This is a genomic window from Hymenobacter sp. YC55, from assembly GCF_029433095.1.
Classification (GTDB): domain Bacteria; phylum Bacteroidota; class Bacteroidia; order Cytophagales; family Hymenobacteraceae; genus Hymenobacter.
On the sequence record NZ_JARNTX010000002.1, the window covers coordinates 17494 to 42966 of the forward strand.

Sequence of the window (25473 nt, forward strand, 5' to 3'; positions counted from 1 at the left end):
TAATGATGGATGAAGAAACAGGAAGCGGCAGCTTGCTTAAGCAGCTACTTTTTTGGCAGCTTCCTTCTCGAAGTACTTTTCGGCTACCGGGCGCACCAGGAAGTTGGCAATCAACCCAACCACCAGCAAACCGGCCATGGTGTAGAACACCGATTGATACGCCGCTGCCCCTGCCAGTCCTTTGGCCTTAGCGTTGGTGTGAAGGTAGTTTACAATCACCGGGCCTAGTACGCCAGCCGTGCTCCAAGCCGTTAACAAGCGGCCGTGGATGGCACCTACCTGCATCTTCCCGAACAAGTCGGACAAGTAGGCCGGAATAGTTGCGAAGCCGCCGCCGTACATACTCAGAATTACGCAGGCCACCACTACAAACAGTGTAAGCTGCGCACCTTCTCCCAGGGTAGGAACCAACGCATACAGCAAAATGCCCAAACCGAAGTAGATGGCGTACGTGGTTTTGCGCCCCAGTTTATCGGAAGCCGACGACCAGAAGAAGCGCCCCAGCAGATTGAACAAGCTCAGCAGCCCCACAAAGCCAGCCGCTGCCGCCGCCGTTACGCCTCGTCCAGCACCCATAGCGGCGTCCGAGAAAGTTTCTTGAATAAGAGGTGAAGCCGTTTCGAGCACGCCGATACCAGCCGTTACGTTCATGCAGAGCACCACCCACAGCAGCCAGAACTGCGGCGTCTTGATGGCGTTGTCGGCCGTTACGTTGCCAGTGGTAATGAGGGCGCTGTGCTCGTTAGAGGGCACATAGCCAGCAGGCTTCCAATCATCGGCCGGCACCCGAATGGTCCAGACGCCGAACTGCATGAACAGCAAGTAAATCAGACCCATAGCCAGAAAGGTGGGAGCTACTCCTTGGGGAGCAGTGTCCTTAAATCGATCCATGAGGGCTACTGCTAGCGGTGAGCCAATCATGGCGCCGCCCCCAAAACCCATGATGGCCATGCCCGTGGCTACACCCCGCCGGTCGGGAAACCACTTGATAAGGGTACTAACTGGTGATATGTAGCCAATACCTAGCCCAATACCGCCCACAAAGCCGTAGCCAAAGTACACCAGCCAGATGCTGTGCAAGTGCACCCCCAGTGCGGCGATAAAAAACCCGCCCCCAAAGCACAGCGCCGATGCCATCATGGCCTTGCGCGGACCTACTCGTTCCAGCCATTTCCCGAAAATTGCCGCCGACAACCCAAGCAGTACAATGGCAATCGAGAAAATAACGCCGAGCTGGCCGGGCGTCCAGTCGGTGGGAGCCGGTGCGTCCGGGTTGCCACTAATAAGGGTGCCAAGTGGTTTCTTGAACACGCTAAAGGCATACGCTTGTCCAATGGCCAAATGAATAGCCAGAGCGGCGGGCGGTACCAGCCAGCGGTTGTACCCAGGGCCAGCCACGGTGCGGCTACGGTCCAGTAAAGAAGATTCTGCCATGCGAAGCGGTGGTTTTGATGGAGGATAGTAGGAACAGCTTTCCCAGAAGCAGTTTGAAAAACCTCAACTTCAACTGAGAATGAGGAAGATATCGGCTTTCTACGCTAGATGCTTTTAAACGTCCAACTATTTTTTGCTAAAAAAATATAGCTGAAAGTCCGTGCTTTGCTTCGTTTCGTGTACCTACCCCTATTACAGCTTCTTAGGACATTATTTCCCTTCGATAGCCGCTTGTTTTAGCAACCAGCCGCGGGGACCTTTTGCTCTGGTCTGTTTCAGAAACTCCTTAAGTCCGCGTGTCATGGCCCGGGCCATTTGCTGCTGAAAAGCCGGATTCGTAAGGCGCTGCTCATCGGCTGGGTTGGAGACGAAAGCTGTTTCCACCAACGCGTTGGGGTATTCGGTGGGCCCGTTCAAGCCGAAATTGAAATTGCCTATCAGCCCCCACCCCGCCAGCCCGGTACCCTGCATCTCCTTATAGAGCGCCTGGGCAAGCGGCCGAAAAGCCACATAGCGGTAGAAAGCACTGGTGCCTTGCACGGTGGTGTTACTGGAAGAGTTGACGTGGATGCTCACCAACAATGCTGGCCGGCGCCGACGAAGCAGGGTTACCCGGTCACTTATTTCGGCACTGACGTCTGCTTCTCGGGTCATTACCACGCGGGCACCGGCCTGCTCTAATTCCTGGCGTAGCTTCTGGGCAATGGCTAGTGTCAGGTCTTTCTCGCGGGCACCGCTGGCTCCCGCTGCGCCCACATTGGTTCCTCCGTGTCCTGCATCAACAGCCACAAGCAAATTGCGCAACCGGAGCTTAGCGGGTGGGCGCGCTACTCGCACCACCAATGTGTTGCCCTGGTAGCCCAGGTGGTAGCCCCAGCTTTGGCGGTGGCGCAACGGAAGCACCAGTCGAACTACGTCGGGCTGCGGCTGTTCGTAGTACACCGCTCCTAGCTCTTGCAAACCCGTGCGCTGCGTTATCCAGTTGGTATTGGAAGTGGCGCCAAACACATCTACTACTAGCCGCGTCGGATTTTCGAGTAGCTGGGTACGATACGGTAGTCTTGCGCTGAGCGGCACCCGCACATAGTCATACAGCGAATCGCCTTGGACGCTCCAGGAGCCGGTGAGGGAAGTGGGCACGAAACCTCCGGGCGGTAGCAACCGCACCACATTCTGCGGCACCCAAGCCTGCTGACCCGCCGCGAGTTGCACGCGGTACAGTTCGCCCACACGGCCCGTAAGGTGGAGCACCACCAACGAGTCCAGGTAACCAAGCTTGGCGCCACCCAGCCGATCTTCCCCCAACCCATAGTTTAGGTAGGCTAAATCCGTGCGGGTTACGGCCAGTTGGGGTTCGTTGGGGTTGAGAAAGCGGACAGTATTCCCGCTAAACCCAACTTCCAGCACGCTATCCGGTGTGAGAACTTGCACCTCAATACGCCGGTCGTTCAGCGTGTCGCCGGGCTGCACGAGGTAGGTGCCCTGGTATACCCCGGACTTACCTTGTGCCTGGGTCGGGGTTAACTCAACCAAGCGCTGCCCATTAAGAAAGGTAGCCCGGACGCCCGGCTGGGCCATGAGGCGCACCTGTAGCCGGTCGCCGGGGCTTAACCACTGATTGACAGCCGGCACCGTTTCAACCGCCGAGATAATAGGTGGCAGAGTTTGTGCGTGCCCCGTAAGGCCCACGAACACCCCAATACCGGCCAACAACCCTCGACCAAAATTTGCAACGCGTTTTAGCATACTTTTTATCTAGCCACAATTCCCTCAAACGCAGAAGCCCCGCACAGGGCGGGGCTCGGCACACAAAAGCAAATTCCGTTAAGGTTGTTTCACCGCCTCGCCTAAGTCTTTCACGTCGCGGCGGGTTTCAAGGGCCGTAAACTCGGTTTGCAATGCCCGGATGTGCAGTTCGTCGCGCCCCTTGATGTCAAGGCGAATGGCGCGAAACTGCGCATTGAGGCGGCGGCTAATGACCGTTGCATAATCCCAATCGCGCTGCGTCCACTGCCGATGCCGAGCCCGCACTTGCTGCATAAACTGTACAAAAGCAGGCTCAATGGTAGTAGGCGTCAACTCCTCGATGGCAGCATAACGCCCCAAAAGCTGGTTGGTAAATGTGGCCGTAGCCTTCTCGTTGAGAGGCTGACGACTACGTGCGCGCGAGGCCGAATCGAAGCGAGCCGCCCGCCGACCGGCCACACGTAGCTTGGCCGCAGCCCGGTTGGCGGCGGTGTCGAGTTTGCGGGCTTCTTCACGCACTATTTCTTGCCGCTCGCGTGGTGTAGAATCGCAGGCGGTGAGGGCCAAGGCCCCAAGACAGGTAACAATCAATGGCTGGAAAAAGGAGAGCAGTTTCATGGCTCCAATGTACGTAACCTAGCCAGGTAAAGTGCGCGGTAGTAGTGTTGGGCTCTACACCAACAGTTGTTTGCGCGCATTCCTGAACCTTGTAGCTTACACCACTAACGTAACTTCTACTTAGCTCTCTCCAGCCGGAAGGTAAACGGCAATTGATACATCACCGGAACGGCTCGACCATCTAAGCGGGGTGCAATCCATTGCGGTGGGATACTTTGGCTAAGACGCAATGCTTCTTCATCGCAGCCGCCACCAATACCATTTAGTACTTTGTATTTCGAGGTGCGGCCTAGTGTATCGATTGCAAACTCAATCAGGACACGGCCCTGGATGTTGCGGTTTTGTGCTTCCTGTGGATAAGTGAGCTTACTCATATACGCTGCTAATGCAGCTTCACCCCCAATGTAAAGCGGTGGCTGCTGCACATTCGTGCGCGTCCATTCGCCGGGCTTTATCTCGACTTCATAGGGCTTGTCTTCGATAGGCCGATAGAACACTAATTTCTGGGCAGTATGATCGTAGCGCTGAACTAGTACTTGGCGGCCGTCGCGGGTGTAGCTATAATATTCCCACACACCTACTTTCTGGCCTTTCTCTATCATACCGCTTTCGTATTCGGTTGTGCGTTGTCGTTGTGCCTGCGCGGGTGCTGCAAATGCCAACGTGGCACAACCAATTAATAATGCATACAAGTGTTTCATAGAACGGGTGGGCTGAAGCAACTGCAGCTGCTGATGGGGGGAATCAGCGGATACTGCAAAGACATTTTTTTATTGTTTAAATACAAATAATTTTTTATCATTCCGAAACGAAAAGCTATCTGCTTTGCTCGTAATATGCTTGTTTACAGAGCATACAAGCAACTACAGTGCAGGCATAGACTTATCGAATAGGAATGAATGCCAGGAAATATACAAATACAATAGCAACCTACAATATAAGACCAGTGGATTATTCCCCTGACTCGTTCAATCGGTTGCGTAACTCGCGGAGTTGCCCTTGTAAGCCCGGCCAATGCGGACAAAGCTGCTCTAGTTTTACTAGCACTCGCAGCAAGCCTTGGTCATCGGCGAGGGTGCGCAGCATGCTGGCCCAGCCCGATAAAGCTCCGAAATGGCGGGGTTCTCGGCGTAGCGTCTCGCGTATATCAGCCAAGGAAGCGCGGTATTCGCCCCGTAGGTAATAGGCAGTGGCGCGCTTGTTCCAACCCTCCGCATAAGCTGGCTTCAGCTCAGTGAGAGTGGTGAAATCGGTGATGGCCTGCGTGTAGTTTCCCGCCGACAACGCCCGCATACCGGCCTCTAAATGTTTATCTAAGAGAAGCTCGCCAGTTGTAAGCCAAAGTTGCCAGATGCCGCTCTGCAAGGTTTCTATTTCAATCGGGGTAGTGGCTTCCCGCAGGCGCACAAACAGCTCGTCAAGAGTCGACATAGTGGAAGTATAAGTAAAGCAGCGCGCCAGGTAGCGCGGCACGGAGAGCTTCTTTGTACGAGAGAGTGGGGATTCGTATTGAATACTCGCTTCTCTAAAAGAATTTCTCCGCGCCACGCTACCTGGCGCGCTGCTTCGAGTTTGTTTAGGCGACTAGAATAGCTCTTGCGCTACCCGCCGAATGGCCTCCGCCTTACCCATGCTATAATAGTGCAGGCTTGGAACGCCATGAGCCATCAACTCCTTGGACTGATTGATGCACCACTCGATGCCAACTTGCCGGGCGGCGTCGTTGTCGCGGCACTGGCTGATGGCTTCCACTAGCGGCTCGGGCAGGTTCAGGAAGAACGTGCGCGGCAGCATAGTGAGCTGACTTTTGGTGGTGAGCGGCTTCAGGCCCGGAATAATGGGCACGGTGATACCGGCGTCGCGGCAGCTCTTCTCGAACTTGAAGAATTGCTCGTTGTCGAAGAACATCTGCGTCACAATATAATCAGCGCCCCGGTCTACCTTATGGCGCAGGTAACGGATGTCGGCGCCGTAGTTGGGCGCTTCGAAGTGCTTTTCGGGGTAGCCAGCTGTGCCGATGCAGAAGTTGGTAGCCCAGGTATCGTCCTGCTTTTCATCCAAGTACTCGCCATGGTTCAGCGACTTCACTTGCCCAATAAGGTCGCTGGCGTAAGCATGCCCGTCGGGGTGCGGCTTGAACGTACCTTCCGACTTAATTGGGTCGCCACGTAAAGCCAACACCGAATCGATACCGAGGAAGTGCAGGTCGATGAGGGCATTTTCGGTTTCCTCCTTTGAGAAGCCACCGCAGATGAGGTGAGGCACCGTATCGACGTCGAAGCGGTTTTTGATGGCCGCGCATATGCCCACTGTGCCCGGCCGCTTACGCACCGTTTTTTTCTCCAAAAAGCCATTTGGGTGCTGACGATATACGTACTCCTCGCGGTGGTATGTCACGTCAATGAAGGGCGGCTTGAACTCCATCAGCGGCTCGATATTGCTGAATAGGTTCTGGATGTTTTCGCCCTTGCGCGGCGGCAGCACCTCGAAAGAAAACAGGGTTTTGCCGTTGGCGCGGGTAATATGGTCGGTTACTTTCATAGAGTGGGCCCCGCTTCTAGCCTTCCCCTAGAAGGGAAAGGCTAGATGGTGCAGGTATCGAGTATAACGTATGTCTTAGCTCTGGCTAAGCACAGGATGAAATGTTTTGATTTGCTGCTTCTCCTTATAAAGAAGACGCAGGTAGCAAGGAAACCTAGAGCGCAGTTACGGGCACCGACGTAGGATCATAATTTAGGTTCGGCATCAACCAACGCTCTAGCTCCGGCAGCGGCATATTCTTGCGCTGCGCAATATCGGCCACCTGGTCGGCGCCAATCCGGCCCAAGCCGAAGTAGCGTGAGTCGGGGTGCGCATAGTACAAGCCGCTAACCGACGAGGCCGGATACATAGCCAGGTTTTCGGTGAGCCGGATACCGGTTTTATTTTCCGCGTCGAGCAACTGGAAAAGCGTGATTTTCTCGGTGTGGTCGGGGCAGCCGGGGTAACCGGGCGCCGGGCGCACTCCTTTGTACTTCTCCTGAATCAGGTCTTCGTTGGAAAGATTCTCGGCCGGATCGTAGCCCCAGAACTCTTCCCGCACGCGCTGGTGTAGGCGCTCGGCAAAAGCCTCGGCCAAACGGTCGGCCAGAGCTTTCATCATGATGCTAGAGTAGTCGTCGTGCTCGGCTTCGAACTTCTCGAGGTGCTTCTCGATACCGATGCCCGCCGTCACGGCAAAGCCGCCGATATAATCGGCCCGGCCGGTTTCCAGCGGCGCCACAAAGTCGGAGAAAGCTAGGTTTGGAACTCCCGCGGCTTTCTCGCTCTGCTGACGCAGCGTGAAGAACTCAGTGGTTACTTCGGTTCGGCTGTCATCCTTGAACACCCGCACGGTGTCGTAATCCACGGTGTTGGCGGGCCAGAAACCGACTACGGCGCGCGCAGTGAGCAGCTTCTCGTCGATGATGCGCTTAAGCATGGCTTGCGCATCGTTGAAGAGTTGCGTGGCGGCTTCACCTACGTTCTCGTCTGTAAGGATGCGTGGGTAGCGGCCTTTCAGCTCCCAGGTCTGGAAGAAAGGCGTCCAGTCGATATAGGTAGCCAGCTCGGCTAGGTCGTAGTCTTCTAGGGTGCGAGTACCAAGGAAGGTTGGCTTCACGATAGGCGTGGTTTCCCAATCGGCTTTGAAGCCATTTTCGCGGGCCGCCTCGATGCTGAGGTAGCTCTTATCACGCTGGCGGCCGGCGTAGTCTTCCCGCAGCTGGCGGTACTCGTCGCGCACGGTGCGAGCGTACTCGTCTTTGCCAGAACCCAACAGCCCAGCCGCTACGCCCACACTGCGCGACGCATCGTTTACGTGCACCATCGGCCCCGAATAGTTGGGTGCCACCTTTACGGCAGCATGCAGGCGCGAAGTAGTAGCACCGCCAATGAGCAGCGGCAGCTTCAGGCCACGCCGCTCCATTTCCTGCGCCACGTACACCATCTCGTCGAGGCTCGGGGTAATCAGGCCGCTCAGCCCGATAACATCGACTTCCTGCTTTACGGCTTCGTCCAGAATCCGCTCCAGCGGCACCATCACGCCCAAGTCCACAATGTCGAAATTGTTGCAGGCCAGTACGACGCCCACAATGTTTTTGCCGATGTCGTGTACGTCGCCTTTCACGGTGGCCAGCAAGATCTTACCCGCCGTTTGGCGCTCCGAGCCTTGCTTGTCGGCCAGCAGATAGGGTTCCAGATAGGCCACGGCCTTCTTCATCACCCGTGCCGATTTTACCACCTGTGGCAGGAACATCTTGCCGGCGCCGAACAAATCACCTACCACGTTCATACCCGACATCAACGGGCCTTCGATTACTTCGAGCGGGCGGCCTACTTGCTGGCGTACTTCTTCGGTATCTTGGTCGATAAACTCGGTGATGCCGCGCACCAGGGCGTGTTGCAGGCGCTCTTGCACTGGTAAGCTGCGCCACGCATCGGCTACCACTTCCACTTTGTCTTTCTGCTTCACTGTTTCGGCGAAGTCGACAAGGCGCTCGGTGGCATCGGGGCGGCGGTTGAGCAGCACGTCTTCTACCAGTTCCAGCAAGTCCTTCGGCACTTCGTCGTACACAGCCAGTTGGCTCGGGTTCACGATGCCCATATCCAGGCCAGCTTTAATGGCGTGGAAGAGGAACGATGAGTGCATAGCCTCGCGCACCACGTCGTTGCCGCGGTACGAGAAGCTAATGTTGGAGACGCCGCCACTGGTAAGGGCGCCGGGCAGATTGGCTTTGATCCAACGAACCGATTCAATGAAGTCCAGCGCGTAGTTGCGGTGTTCTTCCATACCAGTGCCCACGGTCAGGATGTTGGGGTCGAAGATGATGTCTTCGGCCGGGAAGCCGACTTCGTTGACCAGAATGTCGTAGCTGCGCTTACAGATTTCGATGCGCTTCTCGTAGGAGTCGGCCTGGCCGTTCTCATCGAAGGCCATAACCACCATGGCCGCGCCGTACTGGCGGACCGTGCGGGCACGCTCCTTGAACACCTCTTCGCCTTCTTTCAGCGAAACGGAGTTAACGATGCTCTTGCCCTGTACGCACTTCAGGCCGGCTTCAAGCACGCTCCATTTCGAGGAGTCAATCATGATGGGCACCCGCGAAATATCAGGCTCCGAGGCAATCAGGTTCAGGAACGTAGTCATGGCTTGCTCGGAGTCAAGCATGCCTTCGTCCATGTTCACGTCGATGATTTGGGCGCCGCCTTCCACTTGGTCGCGAGCCACTTGCAGGGCTTGCTCATAGGCGCCCGTGCGGATAAGGCGGGCAAATGCGCGGCTACCCGTCACGTTGCACCGCTCACCTACGTTCACAAACAGGCTTTCCTCGGTGATACCGAAAGGCTCCAGGCCACTTAAGCGTGTGGCAGGTACTATCTCCGGCAAGGGGCGCGGCTCGTACTTATCGGCCAACTTAGCCAGTTCGGCAATGTGCTGCGGTGTGGTACCACAGCAGCCGCCCACCACCGTCACTAGGCGGTCGGAGAGGTAGCCTTCTACCACACCCGCAAACTCCTGCGCCGACTCGTCGTAGCCGCCGAAGGCATTGGGAAGACCGGCGTTGGGATAAGCCGAAATATGCACGTCAGCAATGCGGCTGAGCTCCTTCACGTACACCTTGAGTTGGTCGGCACCGAGGGCACAGTTCAGACCCACACTCAGTAGCGGCAAGTGGCGAATGGAGTTCCAGAAAGCTTCTACCGTCTGCCCCGACAAGGTGCGGCCAGAAGCATCGGTAATCGTGCCCGAAATCATAACGGGCACCACGCGGCCGCCTTCGTCGAAGAACTTCTGTACGGCGTACAAAGCCGCTTTAGCATTAAGCGTATCGAAGATAGTTTCGATGAGCAGCGCATCAGAGCCACCATCAATGAGGCCGCGCACCTGCTCGTGGTAGGCGGTAGCCAGCTCGTCGAACGTCACGGCCCGGAAGCCCGGCCGGTTCACGTCGGGCGAGAGGGAGGCGGTACGGTTAGTAGGCCCCACAGCGCCAGCAACGAAGCGGGGCTTGCCCGGATTCTGCGCCGTAAACTCGTCGGCGGCTTCCTTGGCTAGGCGCGCCGACTCGTAATTCAATTCATATACAATGTCCTCGAGCCCATAGTCAGCCTGCGCAATGGTGGTGCCACTAAACGTGTTGGTTTCCACCATGTCGGCCCCGGCGGCAAAATACTCGGCGTGAATGCCTTTAATGATGTCGGGCCGGGTGAGGCTGAGCAGGTCGTTGTTGCCCCGCAACGGCTTGGGGTGGTCGGCAAAGCGAGTACCCCGAAAATCTGCCTCTTCCAGCGGGTGCCGCTGAATCATGGTGCCCATGGCGCCATCGAGCACCAAGATGCGCCGCTGCAGAATGTCGTAAAGCGGGGAGTCGGGACAGTGGGTTTTCATATGTTTCTCTTTACAGAATGCCGTTGTTGAACCAGCTCATCCAGAAAGAGAAAACTGCGGGTGCAGGTTCCGTACTTATCTTCTTCCGCCGCAGAAGTAGGACGAAATGGGAGTTGGCACCTTGTTTTATTCAGGTTGCCAAGACGTCGTAGGGCCCAATCCCTCAGTCTTTCTGGATAAGTAACTCTACAAAGATACAGCAGGAAAATTCGAAATTCAATCCGCCGCTATTGCATTCTACCGCAAGCCCCTATTTCAACAAGCTGGACCAAAGTTTCCATCCTGCATGCCTGAGGCAGATGCCATAAAGCAACTCATGGGACTAAAGCAGTTGTTGGTTGAATAAAATTGACCTAGCCAGCATTTTCGTTCATCTTGCTCATGCCCAATCAGAGGAACAATCAAGTAATGCCTTGGGGTATGCTGCTATGAGAATGCTGGCCTTGCTTCGCCAATTTTGCACAACGTATCTGGTGCTACTGACAGGCTTAGCAGTTGCTCAGCAGCCAACGACTGTCGGTAGCGGCCTACGAGGCCAGTACTACGACGGCACAAACTTCGAGAAGCTAGCCCTGACCCGCACCGACAAAACCATAGATTTCAACTGGACCATTGGCTCCGACGGCAGCCACTTTGTGTCGCCGGTGCCGGGCGTGCCAGGCGAGTTTTTTTCGGTCCGCTGGACGGGCTATGTGTATGCTCCCGTGACGGGCGTCTACACGTTCAACATGGCTACCGATGACGGCATGCGCGTGTGGATAGGAGGCCGCAAAGTACTAGACTCTTGGGTGGACCAGCGAGTCACGCGGTACACAGTTCGCAAGACACTTATAGCGGGCCGCTACTATTCGCTGCGGGTGGAATACTACCAAGTTAGGTGGGACAGCCGGGCACTGCTAGCATGGCAATTGCCCAGCAAGACCAATGAGTTGACGTCAACTCCTTCCTTAGATGAGTTAGATGCTATTCCCCCCCGCTACCTCTACACTTCTTTGCCTGCATCAGCAAAGCCTATCCCTACTACTAAGCCGCCGGTAGCACTGGCTCCAGCCAAATCGTCGGGCTCTATTGGTATAGTACCGGGGGCGCTTGCTCCCAAGCCGGTGCCCATGCGCATCAAACCGCCCGATAATGTGAAGGAAGCCGTGGCGGCCTCAGTAATGGTAGCGCCGGCGCCAGGCGTGGGACTACGAGCCACTTACTTTGCAGGAGTTGATAAAGGCCCGGGCGTACTGACAAGGATAGAGCCCGTCGTGCAGGTGGCTTGGCAGCAGAAGCCGCCGGTGCCGGGCGTGCCCGCTCAAGGCTTCAGTGTGCGCTGGACGGGCTATGTGTTGGCGCCTGAAACTGGAGTGTATGTATTTCACACCGAATTTGATGATGCCCACGACGTCACCTTTGCTGGCGACAATGTACTGAGCATGAAGAGCTTCGATAAGGAGTTTTTCAATAAGACTCCAGTACCGCTCGACTTTGCCCAACGCCTAACGGCCGGACGCTGGTACCGAGTTAGCATCACCTACCGCCAAGTGAAAGGCAACTCGCGCGCCGTGTTTTCCTGGACTCGGCCCAGCGCCTCGGACCGCAACCCGGTAGTGGTGCCTCGGCAGTACCTCTACCCTAACCTGCCCGTACCTCAGCCTGCTGTTGCCGCAGTAGTTCCGCCAGTAGCAGCCGCGCAGCCACGCCTAGCTATTCCAAAACCAGCCCTGCCTCGGCGTGCTACAACACCCACTATCGTTCGGGCCGCTCCGCGTCGACCTGCACCAGTACTTCGTGTTCTGCGGGACACAGTGCTTCCCTTGCCGGACTTCCGCACGCTCAGCCGCGGTGCCACCGTAACGCTGCCTAACTTATATTTCACCCAAAGCACGGCCAGCCTCCTTCCTACCTCGCGCCCGGTTCTGAACAGCTTGGCCCGCACGCTACGTGCCCAACCCACCCTGCGCCTCGAAATAGCCGGCCACACCGACAATGTGGGGGAGCCTGTCCTCAACCTGCGCCTCTCCGAACAACGCGCCCGCGTGGTACGGCGCTACTTGGTGCAACAGGGCATCGACTCGGCTCGGCTGGTGGCCCGCGGCTACGGCAGCACCCGCCCCGTGGCCGACAACCGCGACCCGCAGCAGCGCGTCCGCAACCGCCGGGTGGAAGTGGTAGTCCAATAAATAGGCCACGTCGACAGCAGGAAATTTCCTATTCGCCGGCATCGAGCGAATATCTTTCGCTCCTGAAAATGAACGCATTGTCCGTCGGAAGAGTACACATACAGAGATAGTTAGATTAAACTCGCCGAGTAAATTATCATCTCTAGCCTAACCTACACCCGCCACCCGTTCGTATTCTGTATATTACAGCTCCCCGACTATTTATAATTGATTTTCACTCGCTTATCCGTTCTTGCTGCCTTGCTATTTCGAACTAGGTGTCTATTGTTTCTGGTGCTGTTATTAGTCGGAGCCGGGCACAGCTATGCACAACAGCTTTTAATTCGGGGGCGGGTTACAGAAGCCGCTACGCAGAAACCTGTACCGTTTGCGTCCATTTTTGTGCCGGGCACCACGGCGGGTGCCACCGCCGACGCCGAAGGTCGTTACCAGCTCAACACTGCCCCTGCCGATACGGTAGTGGCTTCCGCTATGGGCTTTACTCCCATTAAGAAAGCGCTGAACCGCCAGGCCACAACCCAGACCATCGACTTCGCACTTGGAACCGGGGCTGTTTCCTTGAACGAGGTAGTGGTGCGCCCTACCGAGAATCCGGCGTATGCCATTATGCGCCGGGTGCAGCAGCACAAGCCTCAAAACGACAAGCAGCGCCTTGACGCCTTCGAGTTCGACAGCTACAACCGCACCGAAATCAGCATCAACAACTTGCCCGATCAGGTAGCCCGCCGCAAAGTATTGCGCCAGATGACCGCCGTAGCCGACAGCATCGGGTTGGAGCGCGGGGCCGACGGCAAGCCCGTAGTGCCCGTTTTCGCTTCCGAAATGTTGTCGCGCTATTATGCGCACCAGCGGCCCATCAGGCGGCGCGAGGAAATCAAGCGCAACCAGATGCGCGGCATTGCGCCGCGTGAAGGCTCGGTGGTGTCGCAGATTATGGGGTCGTCTTTTCAGGACTGGGACTTCTACCCCAACTGGCAGCAATTGCTAGGCAAAGACTTTATATCCCCGATTGCCGACGGCTGGAAGTTCACGTACGAGTACGAGCTGCAAGATTCGGTGTACATCGGCGACGATTTTTGCTATCAGCTCGCCGTGACGCCGCGCCGCTCGCAGGACCTGGCCTTTACGGGCACCATCTGGATAACCACCAAGTCGTACGCCCTGCGCCGCGTCGATTTGCGGGTGAGTTCCGACGCCAACCTCAACTTCGTGGATCAGGTGAAAGTGTGGCAGGAACTAACGCCTACCGCGGCCGGGCCGTGGCTGCCATTGCGCACCCGCGTAGTGATTGGCATCCGTCCAACGAGTAAGAGCACAGGCTTTATGGCCCGCTTCACAACCGTCAATTCCAACTTCGAGCCCGGCAAATACCACCCGCTCGAATTCTACGACGTGCCCATGGAAACGGCGGCCGATGCCTTCAAAGGCGAAGCCGACTACTTTGATAAGAATCGGCCCGACTCACTTTCCGTGCAGGAGCAGAAAACCATGATGGTGCTCGACTCGGTGCGCAAGCTACCGTCGGTGCGCTCTTTTTTGGAAGTAGCCACCGTGGTGGTGAGTGGGTATTATCGGGTAGGTAAAATCGACGTCGGTCCCGTGCCAGCCGCCATCGGCTACAACAACATTGAGGGGCTACGGCCGCGCATTGGCTTTCGGACTACGCCCGATATCAGCCGCACCTGGGCTGCTCGCACGTATTTGGCGTACGGCCTGCGCGATGCGCGCCTCAAGTACGGCCTGCGCGTAAACCGCATCCTCGACCGCCGCACTTGGACCACTATTGGCTTCGAGCATCGCCACGACATAGATCAGGTAGCACTGCTCGATAACGACTACGCACTGGAGAACCCGCTTTTTGAAGCCTCAGCCCGCTTAGGCAACATCACCAACGGTCGGCCTCTGCTGCGCGACTTGTCCTCGATGTCGTTTCAGACCGACTTGTTCCGGGGTTTCACGCAGAAGGTCACGTTACGTAGGCAGCAGTTTCGGCCGCTCTACCGCTTTGCCTACTACACCGACGAGCCCGAGCCGGGCGCCCCTACCGAAGACAATTTCAATGCGTCGGAGGTGGTAGTGGAATCGCGCTACGCGCCCGACGAGGTGCTGGTACAAAGCCAAACTCAAAACTACCGCTCCCCTATCGGGCTCAAGAAGCTACCCGTCTTCACGGTGCGCTACACGCTTGGGCTTAAAAACTTTCTGGGCGGCGACTTTAGCTATCACAAGATCAACCTGATTGTAGCACAGAGTGTACGGCTCGGCCAGCTGGGCCGCACCGAATATACGCTCGATGCGGGCTACGTACCGAGTACTATCCCCTACCCCATGCTCAAGGCGCACCTGGGCAACCAGTCGCCGTTCTACAACGCTGGCGCTTATAACTTGATGCGCTACTTCGAATTTGTCAGCGACCGATACGTAGGACTGCGCTTCGATCATTACTTCGAGGGCTTCTTGTTGAATTCGATACCCGCTATCAAGAAGCTGAACTGGCGCTTAGTGGCTACGGGCAACGTACTATATGGCAGCGTTGACCAAGCCAACAACGAAATTATTCCGGAAATAGACCCAAATAATGGGCAGCCTTTGCCACGCTTTCAACCGCTAGGCCGCCTGCCCTACGCCGAGGTGGGCTACGGTGTCGAGAACATATTCCGGGTGGTTCGCGTAGATTTTATACATCGTCTCACGTACCGCGACTCGCCGGGCGCCAGGAATTTTGGTGTGAAGTTTAGCTTCCAGTTCAAGCTTTAAACTCGGAGGTCGTACGACGACGCAACAGTAAATTAATACTAGTGCCGACGCAGTACTAGAAGATCAAACTTACTATATTACCCGTCGGCTACCTGCTACCCGCAGATAACCCGCTGTTTTCTGGCTTCCTTCTGAATCAAATCTTGTCGCTTTTTGTAAAAGAGCTTATGGCATACGAAGTAGATAACCTGACCTTTGCCGAAGCCACTCGGCACGCCCCCTTTGTTGATTACGCTCGTTGCGTAGACGACAGCCAGCGCCCTTTCAATCACGTAGGTGACTGGCCCGAAAAGGACCGCCTCTACCCTGTTCGGGTAGTTGATTCGCGTACCGAGGGTATCGCCTTGGTTCACGTATTAGGATTCCAGGGTGAAGCTCCTTTTTACAACGCTTTTGCACCGCACCGTTTTGAGGTGCTGCTCACTGTGTGGCTGAACTAGCCCCTAGTATTTTCATCTTGACAAACGCCCGGTCTGCTCGTTGCAGGCCGGGCGTTTTGCTTGGCAAAGCAACCGAGTGCACATTTATTTTCAGTGCTGCAGCTATTCTAGTTTTCAGATGCTAAGATCCTGAAGTCCAGAAGTCGAAACCAAACTCGACAGTTATAAAGCACCGAAGGAAAGCCACTAATTAGATAGCTCGCATAAAATATTTTTAGGGTGCAATAAATCCAAGAAGAAGAGCTCAGGCGTAGATGCCCTCAAATAACTTCACTACACCTCCTCCTCTTCCTTCATCATGAAAAAAAACCTGCTCTCCTTTGCCTTAGTGGCTCTATTGGGAACTGTTACTGCTACTTCGGCCTCTGCTCAAGCTACCATGACGCCCGGCACCGTATCGGTTGGCGGTCAAGCCATGTACCCGAATAAGAATATTGTGGAAAACGCTGTTAACTCGGCTGACCATACTACGCTGGTGTCTGCGGTGAAGGCAGCCGGCCTCGTAGAGACGCTGCAAGGCAAAGGCCCTTTCACGGTTTTCGCTCCTACCAACGCCGCTTTCAACGCGCTGCCAGCCGGTACTGTTGAAATCCTCGTGAAGCCCGAGAATAAGGCAACGCTCACCAAGATTCTGACCTACCACGTGGTAGCCGGCAACATGACCGCCGACAAGATTATGTCGGCCATCAAAGCTGGCAAAGGCACCGCCTCGCTGAAGACGGTAAGCGGCGGCACATTGAAGGCCATGATGAACGGCCCGAAAAACGTAGTACTCGTCGACGAGAAAGGCGGTGTCTCTACTATCTCCACCTACGACGTAATCCAAAGCAACGGCGTGATTCACGTTATCGACAAGGTGTTAATGCCCTAGTTGCAGTTGCTAATCGGCAGGCTAACTAGTAAGGCACAGCCTTGAACTTACATCATACGAAAAGCGCCTTCCTGCGGGGAAGGCGCTTTTTTTGTATGCCTATAATAGCGAATTTCTAACTCAACAGACTAACCACTTAGGGGCAATTCTGCTGGCGGGCTTCATCGGCGTATATATAACCAAGCAGCACTGCCCGACGAAAAAACTCACAGGCAGCAGGCGCATTCCCTTCCTGTTGAGCTACTCGGCCTAGTAAAAAATGTACTTGCCCATTGCGAGGGTTGGCTTCCAGTACGCGCCGATAGTCTTGCCGGGCTTGGGTTAGATCTTGCAGCTTGAAATAGGCCAACCCCCGATACGTGAGATACTTCGTAGGCAGGGGCCGGCCTACAATGGAGCGGTGGCGTAGGCCTGCCGTAAAGTCGTGGATGGCGCCGGGAAAGCGGCGTTGCTCGAACAGCCGCACTTCGCCTCGTGCTAGCCAGGCGCCACTTTGGGTTGAATCCAGCGCCAGCGCATTCGTCAAGTTGTGTTCGGCACTGGCTATCTGCCCGAGTTGCACTTGGCACTGCGCCAAGCGGTACAGCAACGTAGCACGCTCCGCAGGTTCCTTGGTTTCGCGCAAGGCAGCAGCATAATCGTTGCCTGCTTCGCGGTAGTTTCTGTTGATAAGATGCTGAATCTCGGCGCGCCGTTTCAGAGCTTCTCTATAGGTAGGTTTGAAATGAAGGGCCTCCGTGAAGTAGGCATTGGCCGTTTCCCATTTCCGCTGTCCGTAGGCTGCAAGGCCATCTTCGTAATTGCTCACGGCCGTTACATGGTCCATGGTCAACTTCACGATCATCACAAAGAACAGCAAGCCTGCTAGCAAACTGAACGTAAGGATATAATCGCGCCGCGTAAACTTGCGCTGCTTAGGGATAGAACGATAGTGCCGCTCTGCCGACCCGGCGGGCCGGCGCGTACGCAAAGGGGCTGGAGGCGGCATCGGCACGCCATATACCCGCTGGCCTTGTACCCGGTACTCTTGTTGGCGCTGTGCTTCGGCTAGCCGCTGTTCTGCTTGCCGTAGTTGCTGATCGTAGGCTGCCCGACGAGCCGGATCATTCAGAACTCGATAGGCTACGGCTACGGCCTTAAATCGCTCCTCATATATAGGGTTACCGCCGTGCTTATCTGGGTGCAACTGCACCGCTAACCTCTTGTAGGCCAGCTTTATATCAACAGGAGTAGCGGTAGCCGGCACTCCGAGTACATGGTAATGATTCTGACTCAAGGGACAATGCTAGTAGGTAAAAGTACGGCAGAATTCAGACAAGAAGCCGCCTTTCCCGTATGAATGTGCTATCTGAAAACTTGGTTTCAACCAGCGTTTCCAGAGCCTGCTTTGGTAACATGATTTTCCGCAAATCTTCTCCTTCATATGAGCCTTTTCAACGACGAAGACGACTCAACTAAAACGCCCCGTACCGAAAACATCATCGGTAACTTGAAAGGCTACCTCGACACCCGTATCGATTTGGTACGCCTGGAAACTCAGGAAAAGGTGAAATCAGCTTTCGTAGGTACTGTGCACGGCGTGTCGCTAGCGGCTATTGGCCTGCTATTTTTCATCTTCCTGAACCTGTTTGTGGCGTTGATGCTCAACGATGCACTGGATAGTCCTTTCTGGGGCTTCGGCATCGTAGCTGCTTTTTATCTGGTTTTGCTCATCATATTTGTAGTGGGAGTAGACAAAAAGCTGTTCCAGGGCTTGGCCGATAAGCTGCTCAACAACACCATTTACAAATCCGACAAACGCCAAGCTTAATTGACCTATTTGAACATGGCCGAACCAACCAACCCTCTATTCGAAGATGAAAAAGAGTTTCTGGAGCGCCAGAAGCTTGAATACGAGCGCGCCTTAATGGGCGAAGTCGACGGCATTAAAGAAGATATCAAAGTAAAGACGCAGCAGATAGGCAAGTACGCAGCTATTGGCGCCGGAGTAATAGGCAGCGTTTGGCTGATATCGAAAGCTTTTGGTGGACCCAAGAAGTATAAGAAGTACAAGCCTAAGCAGGATCGGGAACTTGGCAGTGGCCCTCGTACGCAGCGTTCGGCTAGGTCTCTGCGCAAAGGCTCTCCAGGTGGGGTTGATTATGCCATAAACGACGACTTGGGCGCACGTAGCGGCCACTATGCCGACCGCGGGTTCCAGACTCCAGCTTCTGAGCGGGCCGACATTGCCCCCGATGTATACCACGCCCAAGCCGCCGACCTCGATTCCGACCCGTTCCGGCCACTTGATTATAGCGCATCGCGAACCTTACCAACAATGCACCAAGGCCGCTCGTACCAGTACGACGGACCCGATCAATCGGAGGGAGCATCTTCTATTGTAGCCGATACTTTCCGCGCCTTTTTGCAGTCGGATACCGGCAAGATGCTGATAGCGCAGGCCACGGCAGTACTTATGGCAGTGGTAGCTAAAAAAGTGGGAGAGTATATGCCGATGTTCAAAAATCCCGACCTTGCAACCACTCCGCATCAGGAGCCGGAAACCCGGGACATCGACTTTACCTTTCACGACGACGACGCGAATGCGCCTCACCAGCCTCTATGATGCTCTAAATAAACGCCGTAAGCTCGGTCATAAGGCATTAGCTGTACTCCTCGACCCCGATAATCTAGACGAGGCCGGCTGTCAACAGATGCTAGAGCTGAGTGCGCAACACGTAGTTGATTACTTTTTTGTGGGCGGCAGCTTGGTGATGAGTTCTCATCAGGCTGCCCTCATTCGTTTATTGAAGAGCCAGTCTCCCGTACCTGTTCTGCTATTTCCAAGCCATAGCCTCCATCTCGATTCGCAGGCTGATGGTATTTTGCTTTTGTCGTTGATTTCGGGCCGCAACCCGGAGTTTCTGATTGGGCAGCACGTTATTGCGGCACCAGCTCTGCGCCAAAGCAACCTCCAGATTCTGCCTACCGGCTATATGCTCGTCGATTCGGGCCGGCAAACCACCGCCAGCTATATGAGCGGTACCACGCCCCTCCCCCACGACAAGCCAACCATTGCGGCCTGCACGGCCATGGCGGGCGAGCAGCTCGGGTTGCGCCTGATATACTTGGACGGCGGTAGCGGCGCTGCTTATCCTGTTTCGCCGGCCATGATTCGGGCAGTGCGGCAGGCTGTAGAATTGCCTCTCATCGTTGGGGGTGGCATCAATACTGTAGATAAGGCTCACGCTGCCCTTACTGCTGGCGCCGACATTGTTGTTATCGGCAATCAGATCGAGAAAGACCCCGAGTTTCTAGGCCAAGTAGCGCAGGTTGTACAAAGCTTTAACACGGTCAGTGCTGTTTAAACAGCAGTTGGCGCCAGAAGTGCTCACTTAGATTACCGCGCTGTACCTGTGAAGTAGCTTGGCCTACTGCTTAGTACACGGCACTTGATATTAAATAGAAGCCCCGTGCTGCCAAAGCAACACGGGGCTTTTCTATACTCTAATCCACTACAATACGCGCTGGTAATTGTGCGGCATTAGATGTTCATGGCTGATTCCCGACGACGCATTTTGCCAGCTGGAATACCGAACATCATCTTGAAGCGGCGGCAGAAGTAAGCCGTGTCTTTGTAGCCCACTTCCTTCCCGATGTCGCGGATGCTTTTCTTGGTGGTACGCAACAAGAATACGGCCCGCTCCATACGCTGGTATTCGATGTAGTCCTGGGGGTTGATACCAGTCAGCATCTTGAAGTACTGGCCTACATAGTCCTCGCTCACGTTGGCTACGTTGCTGAGTACTTTGTTGGACAGGTCGCCACCGATGTTCTCCTTGATGTAGTTGAACAGATCGATCAGGCGTGGGTCCTTGAAGTAAGTGCTGTTGGTAGCCAACTGCTCCACAAACATCTTGTTCTTGAGGATGTAGCGCACGATTTCCACCACGATATTCTCGGTGTAAATCGTAATCAGCCGCTCCCGGCCAGGCAACTCCTGCAGGCTTTCTTCCACCACCTTGATGATGAGGTTGGCCAGCTTAGAGTTATTGGAAATCAAGAAAGCTGGTACATCCAGCGAAGAGAAGAAGTTAACCGAGTCAAATACCTTCGCCTCGAAACTCACGAACGAGTGGCTTTCCTCTGCATCACCAATCAGATCCAGATCGGTGTTGGAGTGGAAAAACTTGTCTTTGTTACTGATCATATCGTCGTTGGTAATGACCTTACCAGACGACTCTCCATAATTAACTTTGGTAGCGCGGCCACCGGGGATGAATAGCATTTCGCCTTCTTCAACTACCTGCTCCTCTTCACCAAAGGTGATACGTCCCTTATGCAACAAAATCAAGTTGTTGCCGACGTCATAGTTGTTGCGCACCGTGAAGGGCTGTTGCAACACCAAGTTCTTCGCTTTGATGTAGCGCACACCAAGCGATTCAATCACTTTATTATAATCTTCCATCTTTTATGGGTGGTTGTGGTCTATGATTATCCTAGTTCCCCTGTCAGCTGGGCTAATGTAATGCAAAATAAGATATAAAAATTCACAAAAACGAAAACCCAGCTAAATATTAGCTGGGTTTTGTGCAACAAATCTCATTTTTAAACTATCTGCGGTTATTTTAATATTTCCCGCGAGATTACAATTTTCTGAATTTCAGAAGTTCCCTCGTAAATCTGAGTGATTTTGGCGTCGCGCATCATACGCTCTACGTGGTACTCTTTCACGAATCCGTAGCCCCCGTGTACCTGCACTGCCTCAACCGTAGTATCCATGGCAACTTTGGACGCAAACAGCTTCGCCATAGCCCCAGATTTGGCGTAATCCTGGTGCATATCCTTATCATGAGCGGCCTGCAAGCACAGCAGACGAGCGGCATCAATATTAGTCGCCATGTCTGCTAGTTTGAATTGAATGGCTTGGTGCTGTGAGATAGGCACCCCAAACGCTTTGCGCTCTTTGGCATACTTCACCGACAGTTCGTAGGCACCCGAAGCAATGCCCAATGCCTGCGCCGCAATACCGATTCGACCGCCGGCTAGCACCTGCATAGCGAATTTGAAACCGAAGCCGTCGTCGCCGATGCGGTTCTCTTTGGGCACTTTCACGTCCGTAAACATCAACGAGCAAGTGTCAGAACCACGAATGCCAAGCTTGTTTTCTTTCGGACCGGTCTGGAAGCCTTCCATGCCCTTCTCTACGATAAGCACGTTGATACCGCGGTGCTTTAGCTCAGGATTGGTTTGCGCAACCACCAGATACACCGAGGCAGTAGTGCCGTTGGTAATCCAGTTTTTGGTGCCGTTCAGCAGATAATAGTCGCCTTTGTCTTCGGCAGTAGTGCGCTGGCTGGTAGCATCCGACCCAGCTTCAGGCTCGGAAAGAGCAAATGCCCCGATGATTTCACCGCTGCACAAACGCGGCAGATACTTTTGCTTCTGCTCCTCGGTGCCGTACTTCTCTAAGCCCCAGCACACCAGCGAGTTGTTCACCGACATGATAACGGAGCAAGAAGCATCTACCTTGGAGATTTCCTCCATGGCCAGTACATAGCTCATCGTGTCCATACCACCGCCACCGTACTCCGGGCTCACCATCATGCCCATAAAGCCCAGCTCGCCCATCTTCTTGATTTGCTCGGCTGGAAATTTCTGGTGTTCGTCGCGCTCAATAACGCCGGCCCAAAGTTCAGACTGCGCAAAGTCGCGGGCGGCGGCTTGCACAGCTAGTTGCTCTTCGGTGAGCTGGAAAATAGAGGATTGGGTGGTGGTCAGCATGGGATGGGGATAGCCGAATGGCGTGAAATGAAAGAAAACCGTGAGAGTTTTGACACGAATTTACGCTGCATACATCACAAGTAGTTGCCAGCCATAATTTTTTTCTCCGGCCCACACCGCTTGCATGAAGGCATCAGTTGAAGAGAGAACAAGAACACAGCAACTAGCAACACAGCGTTTGACACTACACGCTAAAACCTAAATTGCTTAAGTATAGTGCCGTGGTATTGGCCCCGATTCTTCAACAGCAAAATGAGAACAGCCTAATCAAGCTAAGCTCTAAGGCGCAAAAAAAGGCCGCCACCTCATTACTGAAGCAGCGGCCTTGCGGGAAGGGTCTATAAGCACCTAGTTAGGCACTTACTAAGCTGAAATTAGCGACGGTCGCGGCCGCTCATAAAGATGCTAACGTAGTACAGCAACGTAGCCAAAGAACTGATAGCAGCAACCACGTAGGTCATGGCGGCCCACCGAAGAGCATCTTTTGCCATTGCGTGCTCTTGTGGCGTTACAATGCCGCGTCGGTCAATCCATGCCAGCGCTCGGTTAGAAGCGTCGAACTCGACAGGAAGCGTCACGAAAGCGAAGAGGGTAGTGAGAGCGAACAACACGATACCTACTCCTAGCGGAATAAGTGTAGTCTTGATCATAAGTACACCCGCCAGCAGAATGAAGGGCATAAAGCGCGATACCCCGCTTAAAGCAGGCACCATAGCCGAACGGAATTGCAACGCACCATACGCAGTAGCGTGCTGCACAGCGTGGCCACATTCGTGAGCAGCTATAGCCGCGGCCGAAGCGCTCCGTGCGTCATACACCTCCTCACTTAAGTTCACGGTCTTGTCGGCCGGATTGTAGTGGTCGGTGAGGCGGCCTTCTGTGCTGATAACCCGCACATCGGTAATGCCATGATCGGCTAGCATCAGCTCAGCAATCTGCCTGCCCGAAAGGTTGGAGCGCAAGCCAATCTGAGAGTACTTGGTCATTTTGCTGCGCAAGCGCCATTGGATAAACCAACTAGCCAGCATCGCCAGAATGACGATAAAGTAAATGGGACCCGAATTGTAGTACATGGAAGTCTCTAGTTTTGGTTTCTGGCTGCTAGTTGCTGTTCTGGTGTTGCTGAACTGTAGCTCAACAACTAGCAACCAGAAAGCAACAACTAAGAGCCTTTTAAAATACGCTCGACTATGCGCGTCGTACTGTAGCCGGCCACGAGTGGTACGGTCAGGACTTGCCCACCGTTTTGTAACACTAATTCGTGGCCTACAATTCCGCTGATTGCATAGTCGTCGCCCTTCACCAAAATGTCGGGCAGCGTCTCCTCAATCAGCGCTAGTGGCGTCGGCTCGTCGAAGAGTACTACCGCATCAACAAACAAAAGAGAGGCCAGTATGCGGGTTCGTGACACTTCGTCTTGAAGTGGCCGGCCGGGCTTTATACAGCTTACCGAAGCGTCAGTATTTACGCCCACCACTAGCGCATCGCCGAGGTGGCGGGCTTTTTCCAGGTAATCGACATGGCCTAGGTGCAACAGGTCGAAGCACCCGTTGGTAAACACGACCTTGCGGCCTTCGGCTTTCCAAGCAGCCACCGTAGCTGCCAGCGCCGTTCGGCTCATTATTTTGTCTTTACTCCACTGCATCAGCCGGAACAGAAACAGCTAAGGGGCTCAGTACGCGGCCTGTATTTGCCATGCTGACCAAGAAACTCACCCCACCCATAAGCACTACTAGCATGGTTTGGGCGCCGTGTACAACGAGGGCGTAGGCGATGCCCCCTTCGCGGCTGATACCATAAACAAGCAAGGTGCTCTGCACCAACAAGTGAAATACCCCAATACCACCTTGCACAGGAGCGGCCATACCAAAGGCCCCGAAAGTGAGAACCGCGAGGCCCGCACGCATGTCGAGGTTGTACGTTTCTGGGAAGGCGAAAAACGCCAGGTAATCCATGAGATAATACACCAGCCATGTAAAGAACGTGTGCAGCAAGAAGCCGCCTTTATTCTCTAGCTTCACTATGCTGAATACACCAGCCAACAAGCCCTGCACGAAGGTTACCAGCTTGTTGAACACTGCATTCTGACGCAGTTGGGCCATATTGCGCCACAACAAATACGCGGCAAGAACTAGGGCCGCCAAGGCCACAAAGCCAGCTGCTACCAGGGCATTGCGGTTGCGGGCCAGGGCGTCGGCTTTGCCTTGTAACAAGTACTCGTCGGCGAAATTCCAGAATGTCTTGAAGTCGAGCAGCAACACGGCACTAAGTAAGGCAAGCAGTACCAGCACGTCGATGATTCGCTCGGTGATAACAGTACCCAACGATACCTGCACCGGGATTTTGCTGGTACGCTGCAGCAATGTACAGCGAACTACTTCCCCTACCCGGCCTGGCAATACCATATTGGCCAAATAGCCCACCATCATGGCGTGGTACACGTTCCAGTAGGATGGCCTTGGGCCCGTGACGGTGGGGTCGAGCTGCATCTTCCACCGGTAAGCCCGGCTGAAGTATCCTAGCGCTGAAAGTATCATCGTGACGGTTAGCCACCAATAATTAGCACCGCGCACGTACTGTCCAATTCGAGCTAAGTCTTGGCCGCGTATCGCATACCACATCAACAGCCCTGATACTGCCAGCAGCAGGGTGTACTTCAAGAAATTCAGAAGTTGCTTCACAAGCGATGGACGTCAGTTGTCAATTGACAGTTGGAGTACAATTTTTTCTCGCAAGTATGCAATATACAACCAGCGATTTAAAAGAAAACACCTATACTGACTAAACTAGCCGATTGTGCTGGTCAGGGAATACTAGTGTAGGCTGGTGGGCACGCGCTTCTGCAAAGTCAATTAGAGCGTAGGAAAAGATAATTACGATGTCGCCAACAGCTACGCGCCGGGCCGCCGGACCGTTCAGGCAGATCATGCCCGAGCCCCGTTCTCCACGAATAGTATAGGTTTCAAAACGCTCCCCGTTGTTTACGTTTACAACGGTTACTTTCTCGTTTTCAACCATGTTGGCTGCGTCGAGCAAGTCCTCGTCGATGGTGATGCTACCTACGTAATGCAGCTCTGCCTGCGTGACTTTGGCGCGGTGAATTTTAGACTTTAGAACCTCGATATGCATTTAGATAAGGCAGGGTGGTACAAGACTGCAAAGATACAAACAGCTACTTCGTTGAACGCAGTAGATAAACAGCAGCAAATACAAACGAAGTAGCGCGCCCTATACGCGCGTATCCCAACAGAAGCCATTAAGTGCTGC

General features: G+C 54.5%; 21 protein-coding genes and 1 riboswitch. Of the genes, 7 read left to right on the plus strand and 14 right to left on the minus strand.

What is annotated here, in order from left to right; translation table 11 throughout:
- Positions 1 to 36: 36 nt before the first annotated feature.
- The 7 genes from P1X16_RS13340 to metH all read right to left on the minus strand — a co-directional run bounded on the left by P1X16_RS13340 (position 37) and on the right by metH (position 10207).
- Entirely contained in the window at positions 37 to 1434 is a 1398-nt protein-coding gene (locus P1X16_RS13340) for an OFA family MFS transporter (protein ID WP_277229645.1), read from the minus strand.
- A 210-nt stretch (positions 1435 to 1644) separates the two neighbouring features.
- Positions 1645 to 3180 carry an N-acetylmuramoyl-L-alanine amidase gene (locus P1X16_RS13345; protein ID WP_277229649.1) on the minus strand — a complete coding sequence of 512 codons (1536 nt, stop codon included), beginning with the start codon at positions 3178 to 3180 and terminating at the stop codon, positions 1645 to 1647.
- A gap of 78 nt (positions 3181 to 3258) precedes the next feature.
- On the minus strand, positions 3259 to 3798 hold the full coding sequence (locus P1X16_RS13350) for a hypothetical protein (protein WP_277229652.1): 540 nt from the start codon (positions 3796 to 3798) through the stop codon (positions 3259 to 3261).
- 116 nt (positions 3799 to 3914) lie between these two features.
- Complete coding sequence (locus tag P1X16_RS13355; protein ID WP_277229654.1) at positions 3915 to 4499, minus strand: energy transducer TonB; 585 nt, start codon at positions 4497 to 4499, stop codon at positions 3915 to 3917.
- 250 nt (positions 4500 to 4749) lie between these two features.
- Complete coding sequence (locus tag P1X16_RS13360) at positions 4750 to 5229, minus strand: hypothetical protein (protein WP_277229656.1); 480 nt, start codon at positions 5227 to 5229, stop codon at positions 4750 to 4752.
- 153 nt (positions 5230 to 5382) lie between these two features.
- Positions 5383 to 6339 (minus strand): methylenetetrahydrofolate reductase [NAD(P)H], encoded by a 957-nt coding sequence (metF, locus tag P1X16_RS13365; protein WP_277229658.1) that lies wholly within the window; start codon positions 6337 to 6339, stop codon positions 5383 to 5385.
- A 154-nt stretch (positions 6340 to 6493) separates the two neighbouring features.
- Positions 6494 to 10207, minus strand: coding sequence for a methionine synthase (metH, locus tag P1X16_RS13370; protein WP_277229661.1), 3714 nt, complete (start codon positions 10205 to 10207; stop codon positions 6494 to 6496).
- Positions 10208 to 10279: 72 nt separating this feature from the next.
- Positions 10280 to 10390, minus strand: a riboswitch (SAM riboswitch).
- Positions 10391 to 10641: 251 nt separating this feature from the next.
- On the opposite strand from metH, the gene P1X16_RS13375 reads away from it, so the two are divergent.
- From P1X16_RS13375 to P1X16_RS13390, 4 genes are all read left to right on the plus strand, one after another.
- Complete coding sequence (locus P1X16_RS13375) at positions 10642 to 12375, plus strand: PA14 domain-containing protein (protein WP_277229664.1); 1734 nt, start codon at positions 10642 to 10644, stop codon at positions 12373 to 12375.
- 273 nt (positions 12376 to 12648) lie between these two features.
- Entirely contained in the window at positions 12649 to 15132 is a 2484-nt protein-coding gene (locus tag P1X16_RS13380) for a DUF5686 and carboxypeptidase-like regulatory domain-containing protein (protein WP_277229667.1), read from the plus strand.
- A 167-nt stretch (positions 15133 to 15299) separates the two neighbouring features.
- Entirely contained in the window at positions 15300 to 15572 is a 273-nt protein-coding gene (locus tag P1X16_RS13385; protein WP_245120395.1) for a hypothetical protein, read from the plus strand.
- A gap of 298 nt (positions 15573 to 15870) precedes the next feature.
- On the plus strand, positions 15871 to 16443 hold the full coding sequence (locus tag P1X16_RS13390; RefSeq protein ID WP_277229672.1) for a fasciclin domain-containing protein: 573 nt from the start codon (positions 15871 to 15873) through the stop codon (positions 16441 to 16443).
- 136 nt (positions 16444 to 16579) lie between these two features.
- On the opposite strand, the gene P1X16_RS13395 is transcribed toward P1X16_RS13390, so the two are convergent.
- Positions 16580 to 17719: a DnaJ domain-containing protein gene (locus P1X16_RS13395; protein WP_277229675.1), complete on the minus strand. Its 1140-nt coding sequence runs from the start codon at positions 17717 to 17719 to the stop codon at positions 16580 to 16582.
- Between the two features lie 147 nt (positions 17720 to 17866).
- Between P1X16_RS13395 and P1X16_RS13400 the strand changes: the two genes are divergently transcribed.
- Genes P1X16_RS13400 through P1X16_RS13410 form a run of 3 tightly spaced genes read left to right on the plus strand, consistent with a single transcriptional unit; the run spans position 17867 to position 19790 of the window.
- Positions 17867 to 18253, plus strand: a complete 387-nt coding sequence (locus P1X16_RS13400) for a phage holin family protein (RefSeq protein WP_245120387.1) — start codon at positions 17867 to 17869, stop codon at positions 18251 to 18253.
- 15 nt (positions 18254 to 18268) lie between these two features.
- Positions 18269 to 19048, plus strand: coding sequence for a hypothetical protein (locus P1X16_RS13405; RefSeq protein ID WP_277229679.1), 780 nt, complete (start codon positions 18269 to 18271; stop codon positions 19046 to 19048).
- On the plus strand, positions 19026 to 19790 hold the full coding sequence (locus P1X16_RS13410; RefSeq protein ID WP_277229681.1) for a geranylgeranylglyceryl/heptaprenylglyceryl phosphate synthase: 765 nt from the start codon (positions 19026 to 19028) through the stop codon (positions 19788 to 19790). The genes P1X16_RS13405 and P1X16_RS13410 overlap by 23 nt, the downstream gene beginning before the upstream one ends.
- A 176-nt stretch (positions 19791 to 19966) precedes the next feature.
- Here the strand turns inward: P1X16_RS13410 and P1X16_RS13415 are convergent, their stop codons facing one another.
- From P1X16_RS13415 to panD, 6 genes are all read right to left on the minus strand, one after another.
- Positions 19967 to 20890, minus strand: coding sequence for a helix-turn-helix domain-containing protein (locus P1X16_RS13415; protein WP_245120381.1), 924 nt, complete (start codon positions 20888 to 20890; stop codon positions 19967 to 19969).
- 155 nt (positions 20891 to 21045) lie between these two features.
- The gene (locus tag P1X16_RS13420) at positions 21046 to 22206 is read right to left on the minus strand and encodes an acyl-CoA dehydrogenase (RefSeq protein ID WP_277229684.1); all 1161 of its coding nucleotides are present in this window, start codon (positions 22204 to 22206) and stop codon (positions 21046 to 21048) included.
- Positions 22207 to 22580: 374 nt separating this feature from the next.
- Entirely contained in the window at positions 22581 to 23279 is a 699-nt protein-coding gene (locus P1X16_RS13425; protein WP_277229687.1) for a zinc metallopeptidase, read from the minus strand.
- A gap of 89 nt (positions 23280 to 23368) precedes the next feature.
- Positions 23369 to 23851, minus strand: coding sequence for a D-glycero-beta-D-manno-heptose 1-phosphate adenylyltransferase (gene rfaE2 / locus P1X16_RS13430; RefSeq protein WP_277229690.1), 483 nt, complete (start codon positions 23849 to 23851; stop codon positions 23369 to 23371).
- A complete protein-coding gene (locus tag P1X16_RS13435; protein WP_277229693.1) occupies positions 23838 to 24887 on the minus strand; it encodes a lysylphosphatidylglycerol synthase transmembrane domain-containing protein in 1050 nt (349 codons plus the stop codon). Before P1X16_RS13435 ends, rfaE2 begins: the two co-directional genes overlap by 14 nt.
- Positions 24888 to 24987: 100 nt before the next feature.
- A complete protein-coding gene (gene panD / locus P1X16_RS13440; RefSeq protein WP_245120373.1) occupies positions 24988 to 25335 on the minus strand; it encodes an aspartate 1-decarboxylase in 348 nt (115 codons plus the stop codon).
- Between the last annotated feature and the right edge of the window lie 138 nt (positions 25336 to 25473).